6 protein-coding genes and 1 rRNA gene are annotated in these 7,915 nt (G+C 38.0%); 1 reads left to right on the forward strand and 6 read right to left on the reverse strand.

Annotated features, from left to right (window positions below; genetic code table 11):
* Positions 1–629: 629 nt before the first annotated feature.
* Entirely contained in the window at positions 630–1,187 is a 558-nt protein-coding gene (locus AC3WLU_RS26540; protein WP_057277282.1) for a shikimate kinase, read from the forward strand.
* A gap of 115 nt (positions 1,188–1,302) precedes the next feature.
* Here the strand turns inward: AC3WLU_RS26540 and AC3WLU_RS26545 are convergent, their stop codons facing one another.
* The 6 genes from AC3WLU_RS26545 to rrf form a co-directional block, all read right to left on the reverse strand.
* Positions 1,303–2,316: a LacI family DNA-binding transcriptional regulator gene (locus tag AC3WLU_RS26545; protein ID WP_063577530.1), complete on the reverse strand. Its 1,014-nt coding sequence runs from the start codon at positions 2,314–2,316 to the stop codon at positions 1,303–1,305.
* Between the two features lie 225 nt (positions 2,317–2,541).
* Positions 2,542–3,747 carry an MFS transporter gene (locus AC3WLU_RS26550; protein WP_063577531.1) on the reverse strand — a complete coding sequence of 402 codons (1,206 nt, stop codon included), beginning with the start codon at positions 3,745–3,747 and terminating at the stop codon, positions 2,542–2,544.
* Between the two features lie 254 nt (positions 3,748–4,001).
* Positions 4,002–4,886, reverse strand: coding sequence for a shikimate dehydrogenase (locus tag AC3WLU_RS26555; protein ID WP_492598212.1), 885 nt, complete (start codon positions 4,884–4,886; stop codon positions 4,002–4,004).
* A gap of 60 nt (positions 4,887–4,946) precedes the next feature.
* On the reverse strand, positions 4,947–5,708 hold the full coding sequence (gene aroD / locus AC3WLU_RS26560; protein WP_283929850.1) for a type I 3-dehydroquinate dehydratase: 762 nt from the start codon (positions 5,706–5,708) through the stop codon (positions 4,947–4,949).
* A 66-nt stretch (positions 5,709–5,774) separates the two neighbouring features.
* Entirely contained in the window at positions 5,775–6,977 is a 1,203-nt protein-coding gene (locus AC3WLU_RS26565) for an MFS transporter (protein WP_057277277.1), read from the reverse strand.
* Positions 6,978–7,838: 861 nt separating this feature from the next.
* A 5S ribosomal RNA gene (gene rrf, locus AC3WLU_RS26570) occupies positions 7,839–7,915 on the reverse strand; the annotation flags it as partial.

Here is a 7,915-nt window from a genome sequence, read left to right on the forward strand (position 1 = left end):
TTGTCAACTTCTACGAAGTTTTTAACTTATTTTAAATCGCTGTGTTTTTCAGCGACCATTTCATCTTATCATTTTCACAGTAAGAAGTCAATAGTTATTATTTCTTTCAGCAACCTGCCAAAAGCGATGAAGTTTTGCGTTTGTCTTAGTTGGTGCTTATTTATATTAATCCTTTCCCACCATTAAGTCAACCCATTTCATACATTTTCTTTTGTAAATGAATTAATCACTTATATAAGGAATAAATGTGCCTGTCACACCTTGTCTTCCTCTTAAAACATATAATCCAGGAAAATCATTTATCCCAACCATTTGAACTACCGCTTCCCCTTCAACTAAGTAATGCCTTTGGCAAAATCCATAAACCATGCAAGTGATAGGTTATGGCAATAACAACTTAAATATATGAGGAAACGAATAATTAGTTGCAACAATCGAATACTGAAAACGGATTGCTCCTTCCGGGTAAAGTTATTAAACATTAAACCGCTAAAACACAGGGTTCCATTGTCCAAATATTAAAAAACTTTTTTACAATTTTACTTACTTATACTATAATAAATATATTTTAAAAATTTCAGGAAAGACTTTTAATCATTATAAAAAATAGTTGGGAGAGGGATTTATAAATGATTAATAAAAACACATCTTTGAGGATGCAAAGTATCGTTTTTATTGGCTTTATGGGGGTAGGGAAGACGACGATCGGACAGAAGGTAGCCAGGAAATTATATAGGGACTTTATTGATATAGATCAAGAAATTGAAAAGGAATTCAATATGCCCACTACGGAAATCTTCAAGAAGTTTGGGGAAAAAGCTTTTCGCGAAAAAGAAAAAAGTGTGATTGAAAGCCTAAGTCAACAACAATTGAAAATCATTTCAGTTGGAGGCGGGGCCTTTTTACAAGAGGATATACGGAATATCTGTTTAACCAATTGCATTGTCTTTTACCTGGACTTATCTTGGGAATACTGGAAAGAGAGAATAGGCTTGCTTATTGATAGTAGACCTGTTTTACAAAGCCGGTCCCTTGAAGAAATCGAAGAACTCTTTTACACGAGACAGGAAATATACTCCTATCATCATTCAAAAGTGAATACCAATGATCTAGATGTTGATGAAGTGGCAGACTTTATAGTCGATTCATTGAAAGTGGCCTGGGATATTTATGAACCGCTTAAGTAAGGCAAACCTTTTTGATATGTAAATCAATGTTCCCAATAAAAGAATAATAGAAAAGATGAAAAGGGCACAGCGGTACCTAACCTCTGTAAACTAATCACCTTTTTATTTTTCTTTTTTAGGAAGACTCTCTAATAATCAGTTCTGGATTCAATATGATTCGCTGTTGTTCCCGTTCTATTTTTTCCATTTGCTGATACAAGAGATTCGCTGCCTCTTTCCCAATACGTCTAGGGAATGAGGAAATGGTCGTTAGCGGAGGATGATAGATTTCTGCGACTGGAACGTTGTCGAACCCAACGATATCTATATCTTTTCCAGGAGTAATTCCTTTCATCATTAACCCTTGCATAACACCAAAGGCAATTAAGTCGCTAAAGCAAAAAATTGCGGTAGGCGGATTAGGATTCTCAAGTACTTTCAAAACAGCCTCAAGCCCTCCCTCCCGTGTAGGGGCACTATCTATCACCAACGATTCATCCACTTCCAATCCCGCTCTTGAAAGGGCTTCACGATATCCCTCCATTCTCTCGATCCAAGTAGACGACTCCTTAATGCCACCAAGAAGCGCAATTCTTTTATGCCCCTTTCCAAGGAGATGATCAACGGCGATCCTGGCTCCTTCTGGATAGTCTATGCCTACATAGTCGCTATTCACTCCAGGCAGTTCCCTGACAGCAAGCACCATCGGCGTGTCAATTTCATTTAACCGTTCAATTGTATCTTGTGAGCTTTCAGAGACAGGACAAAGAATCAGGCCACCCACCCTGTGTTCCATCATGGTTGAAAGGAGATGATCTTGCTTGGCAACCGAGTCAAATGTAGTCCCCAGCAACACTGTATACCCGACCTCATCCAATGCATCGTGAACACCTATCAGGAATTCAGAAAAAAAGGTATTTGATATGTCGGTAATAATGATACCTACAGTATCAGAACTCTGCGACCTTAGATTTGCTGCAATTCTATCGTAAACATAACCCAATTCATGCATGGATTTTAGCACCTTTTTTCGCGTCGCTTCCGATATTCGAGGGTTATTGCGAACGATAAGGGAAGCAGTGGATGTTGATACCCCAGCATGTTTTGCTACCTGTTGCAGCGTGACCCGCCCTTTTTTGGATTGTTTCATAGTTCAATCACCATCTTGAATGTATTTTTGATGTACTTATTATTATCATGTTCTTACTATAATAATAATATAGTTACTGTCATTATTACACCCTTGCTTTTGGAACATGGGAATCTCAACGATCATTAATCACGCCAAAACATCTATATCCACTATTCATTAGTCCAAAAAAAAACGCCATCCTAGTTCCGGAAGATGGAGTTTTAAGTAAATCCTTCAATATTTTTAGCCATGGTTAAATATGGTCTGCTGCTGTGTCAATTTCTTATACCGGTAATATACAAAAGCTGCAGCCAGGATTCCTATAGTAGCAATAAAGCAATCAAAAAGAAATATATGCGATATATCCCCACTCTTAGCGATCAAGCCCGTTGCAATTGGTAAAATGACGCTCGCCAAACTGGATGCCGTCGCAACGATCCCTGTTACAGTTCCTTTTTTTCTCCAGAAAAGTTCAGTCATTATTGCAATGGTTAATTGAAAGATCCCAGCTGTCGAGGCTCCAAGGAAAAAGGAGCTAATACTTAAGACAATAGGTGAATGAATCGTTAATATGATGATTACCGTAAGTAAAGTAATCATTGGATAAAGCAATATCACCGTCACGGGCTTAATCCATTTGTTTAATAAGATGGATAATAGCAGGACGGAAATAAGTGACCCCACACTATAATAGCTCAATAATTTAATTGCACTTGAAGATTGCATCCCTGCGACTTCCTGCCCGAAACTCGGTAACCAGATTTGCGAAACTGTAAATAACGCAGTTGATGTAAACCCAATTATGATTAGTGCGACTCCTTCGCTCCAAAATTTAGGTTCCGTTATGAACCTGTTACTATGCAAATCCTCTTCTTTACTGACAGCTTCGGATTTGCTTGGAAATGAAGCGGACATCACCAAAAACATATTCATGAAATAGATGACAGCCGGTACGAAAAATGCAAACCCGTAAAATAATTGGTTCGTAGTAAGAAACAAGATGATGAATGGCAGGATTGTAGCACCAAGCGAACCAAAAGCCTTAACCATAACACTCGCGGAACCAGCAGATTCAGGAAACATTTCAGTTAGCGCCGGATATGTACCAGCATCCATGGCTGAGTTGGAAATTCCCGCAAGTAAGGCAAATACAAAGGCCATTTCATATGAGGGAGAAAATGGAATCCCAATTAAAAAAACGCCCATTATAACCGAAGAGACCATGATTAATGGTTTTCTTCCAAATTTATCTGATAATACTCCCGAGAGACCATACGTGAGTAATCTGCCTATTCCTATTGCTGCAATAAGATAACTAATGCCAGTAGAGTCCGTATCCCATTGTTCTGTTAAAGAGGGCATGTTGGAGGCGAGAATTATATTAACCATCCCCAGCAGAAAATAGTTAATATACATGCCAGATGCCGCTTTAAAATACTGATTTTTCATTATTACACCCCTATAATAAATCACGTTGTGTTTCTCCCATATAACACCTTCATGCATAATGTAATTACATTGAAGTCTCCCCTTTATGTTATCCATTTACATGAAAACCACTTTTCAAAAAAAAACGCTAAGAAAAACAAGGGATCTCACGCCCTGCATTTCTTAGCTCCGAGGTTTTTTTAATCATTTAACAAGATGCACATCGAGTATGAAAAAACCTCTATTTGGAGAGCAATCTCCAGAGTGGAATCATTTTATTCTGCAAACAATTGCTCTTTGATGAAATCAACAGGCATTTTTTGGCCTGTCCATAATTCAAAGGCTAGTGCACCTTGCCAAAGCATCATCCCAAGACCATTAATAGCTGTAGCACCTACATCTTCAGCTTGTTCCATTAGTTTAGATTTTCGTGGGATGTAAACAACATCGGTTACGATTAAATCTGGACGCAGCATTGATTCGTCTTGAATGACACTTAAGCCTTCAAGTGGTTTCATGCCAACGCCGGTTCCATTTGCCAAAATATCACTAGTTGCGATTTCAGCCTTTAATTGTTCAACATTTTCAAGAGGGTATACATTGGCTTTCACATTTAAATGCTTCATATCCTCATTGATGATTCGTACATTCTCTTCTGCTTGCGGGAAGAATGCATCATCACGAGCAAAAATGCTGATTTCCGCCACACCTTCCAGCGCAGATTGAATGGCAATTGGAGTAGCAGCCCCACCAGAACCGATAAGAGTCATTTTCTTACCTTTAATATCAATACCATTTTCTTTTAGGTTCCGGGTATATCCCATTCCATCAGTGCTGTGCCCTACGAACTTTCCATCGACATTGACAACAGTATTAACGGCTCCTGAAAATTTAGCACTGTCCGCCAATTCATCAAGATATGGAAGGATCTTCATTTTATTAGGCATTGATACGTTAAATCCTTTTACATTTAATGCACGCATCCCTTTGACTGCATCTTCAAGCTCTTCATTTCCAACCTCAAATGCTAAATAGGCGCAATTCAAGCCTAATTTATCGAAAGCTAAATTATGCATGGCAGGTGATAATGAATGTCCGATAGGTGTTGCAAGCAATCCTACTAATTCTGTTTTCCCATTAATTCGTCCTAGATTTTCCATGTTCTATTCCCCCTGATTTTTTAATCTTTATATAAATTCCTTCTTGGAAGGATTTATGAGTTAAATATTTTGATCAATGATTTCCAATACATTTCTTAATTGAGCAACAGGAATTTGCCCTGGTGCAGATGCTTCTTTTCCGGCACCGAATGTACAAGCAGATCCAAACACCGCACCTGATAATCGACTGACCAGGCCTGTACCCGACATTGACATCGTAATGAATGGGCGATCGGCATACTCTGTTTTCATTGTGTAAGTTGCATCTAATAATACGAGTAAGTCACCAACTGTTTGGGGCATTACAGCGATTTTTGGAATATGGGCGCCAAATTCCTGCATCTTACGCAATCGGTAAATGATTTCTTCTTTTGCTGGTGTCTTATCGAAATCATGGTTACACATCACTACGTATACGCCATTTTCCTCAGCTACCTTCACAGTCTCCTTCACTGGTGATTCCTCAAAAAACAACTCCACATCGACAAGATCAATATTCTTCGTTTTAATTGCTGTATGAAGAAGTTCGAAATAATAATCATCGCTGATTTGCTTGTTTCCGCCTTCTTTATGGCTTCTAAAAGTGAAAAGCAGCAAAGTACTAGGAACAGCACTTCTAAGTTTTGAAATCATATCCGAAACGGCTTCTAAGCTTTCGACTTGTTCAAAGACATCTACTCGCCATTCAATGATATCCGGCCGTAGCGCATTTACCGTTTCAACTTCTTTAAGCAGTTCTTCTTCCGTTGTCCCCATTAGTGGAACGATGATTTTTGGAACCCCTTCTCCGATCGTTACGTCTTTGATCGTGATTGTTTGCATGATGTTTCCCCCTTTTATCAATATCATCATTAGGGTTCATGCCCCACTGATGTTCGGTTAGACCGTTTAATTGGAAACTTTAATTACCTTCTTGTATCGATAGGCAACGAAAACGGCCAACAAAATACTAATTGCCGCAATTGCCACATCAAACAAGAAGACCGCAGTTAACCCAGCATTCTTGGAAATGATACCTGTAATGAAAGGTATGATGATAAAGGCTGAACTACCTGCAATGTTTACATATGAAGTGATTGTACCTTTATTGGCAGGGAAGAATTCTGTGATTATTGTCATGGCTAATTGGAATACCCCTGCAGTTGAAAGCCCTATGAAGAAAGCGCTCAAAACGGTTATAAATGGTTGCTGGATGTAGATGAGTGACAATAAAGATAATGCTGCAATGACCGGATAGATAATCATGACGGTAATGGGCTTAATTACTTTATTCAATAGAACAGCTAGTAAAATGACAGAAATAAGGGAGCCAATACTATAGTAACTAAGCAATTGAACAGCCTTAGCTTGGGTTAGCCCCAATACATCTTGTCCGAAGTTCGGAAGCCAGACTTGAACCAACATGAATAAAGCAGTTGATGTGAAGCCTAATAGTATGACGGCCAAACCTTCCTGAGCAAACTTCGGTTTTGAGAGGAATTGCTGTTGAACCGGCACAGCTTGTTCATCATTCCGAGTTTGGCTTTGGGCTTTATGATCCGGGAATGAAACCTTAAGCAGGAAAAACCCATTAACAAGATATACAGCAGCCATTAAGAAGAATGTATACCCGTAAAACATATCTCTAGCTATAAAGAACGCCATGATAAATGGAAGAAGTGCGGCACCGATTGAAACGAACGCTTTTACTAATACGGTAGCGGAACCAGCTTTCTTTTGAAAAGCCTCAATAAGTGCTGGATACGTACCTGCATCCAAAAATGAATTGGCAATACCAGCACATACAGCAAATATAAATGCCAATGTATAGTTAGGAGCCAAAGGTATGCCTATAAGGAAGATCAGGTAGATAAAAGATGCTGAAACAACAAATGGTTTCCTTCCTAATTTATCCGACAGTCTACCGGCGAAAAATAAAGAAACTAACTTACCGATTCCTATGGCAGAGACCAAGTAACTTATCCCTGAAGCACTTGTATTTAATTGATTTGACAAATTTTCCATATTTGATCCAATGATAATATTGATCATGCCTAAAATAAAATAGCTAATATATAAACCTGTGGCCATTTTTATAAATGGATTTTTCATGAAACACACCCCTATTTAAAAAGTTATCGAAATGCAATTTGATTCTTAAGTCTTTCAGATGTTGCCCCCTTGCCCCATACCATAAATTCAAGAAAAATAATTACGTACTAAATAAAACAATAAACATCATAGACTAACCAGCTAATTAGTACATCGTTCTACTAACTTTGCATTACTAGTATATCGTTCTACTAATCGTGCTTGTTGTTAGTATATCGTTCTACTAAATGCAAGCGATTAGAAAAGTATTGAAAAAACATTTATGCTACCGTAAATTAGTTAAATTTATTTAGTATATCGTTCTACTGGATTATTATACTGCGCTAATTTAATTGTGTCAAACTCATGAAGCAGTCCTTAATGACCATAGAGCATTTCCTCATACTCATTATTTTTAAATTCCGAAGGTCTCATTTTGGCTCTCATTTACCTTAAAGTTCAGCCCTGCCTTGTATTCGTTAGTGTTCATTCAAGTTGGTAGAATACCTTTTATTTGCAGAGGCACCAATTATTTTATCCTTTATGAGGGCTTCCTTCTATTTTGATATTCCCCACATTTTTAGTTACCAGTTTCTGAATTAATTTCTTTTTAGCTAAAATATATGTACTGCTGCTTATTTATATCAATTATCCAGTTATTTGCAATTCGATTTTAATAACCCATTGTTTAAGCAGGCAGTACTAATATCTCGCTTATATCCTAAGTTACGATAGTCGAAACGGTTTAAATTTAAAAGGATGAACAATTTTCGATTTTGGCCCCTTTCAATGGTGATGTAACAGCTTCTATATATATAACAGGGCTCCATAATTTGTTCTTAACGCAAAAAAAGACCAGCCGATGGCTGATCTTTTTAAATGGCTTGGCGGCGTCCTACTCTCACAGGGGGAAACCCCCAACTACCATTGGCGCTGAAGAGCTTAACTGCCGTGTTCGG

This window comes from Peribacillus sp. FW305-BF15, assembly GCF_058783805.1.

Excerpts from the sequence above, each read along its gene's own strand:
- AC3WLU_RS26540 (WP_057277282.1), top strand. The coding sequence starts at position 630 with ATGATTAATAAAAACACATCTTTGAGGATGCAAAGTATCGTTTTTATT.
- AC3WLU_RS26545 (WP_063577530.1), bottom strand. The coding sequence starts at position 2,316 with ATGAAACAATCCAAAAAAGGGCGGGTCACGCTGCAACAGGTAGCAAAA.
- AC3WLU_RS26550 (WP_063577531.1), bottom strand. The coding sequence starts at position 3,747 with ATGAAAAATCAGTATTTTAAAGCGGCATCTGGCATGTATATTAACTAT.
- AC3WLU_RS26555 (WP_492598212.1), bottom strand. The coding sequence starts at position 4,886 with ATGGAAAATCTAGGACGAATTAATGGGAAAACAGAATTAGTAGGATTG.
- aroD (WP_283929850.1), bottom strand. The coding sequence starts at position 5,708 with ATGCAAACAATCACGATCAAAGACGTAACGATCGGAGAAGGGGTTCCA.
- AC3WLU_RS26565 (WP_057277277.1), bottom strand. The coding sequence starts at position 6,977 with ATGAAAAATCCATTTATAAAAATGGCCACAGGTTTATATATTAGCTAT.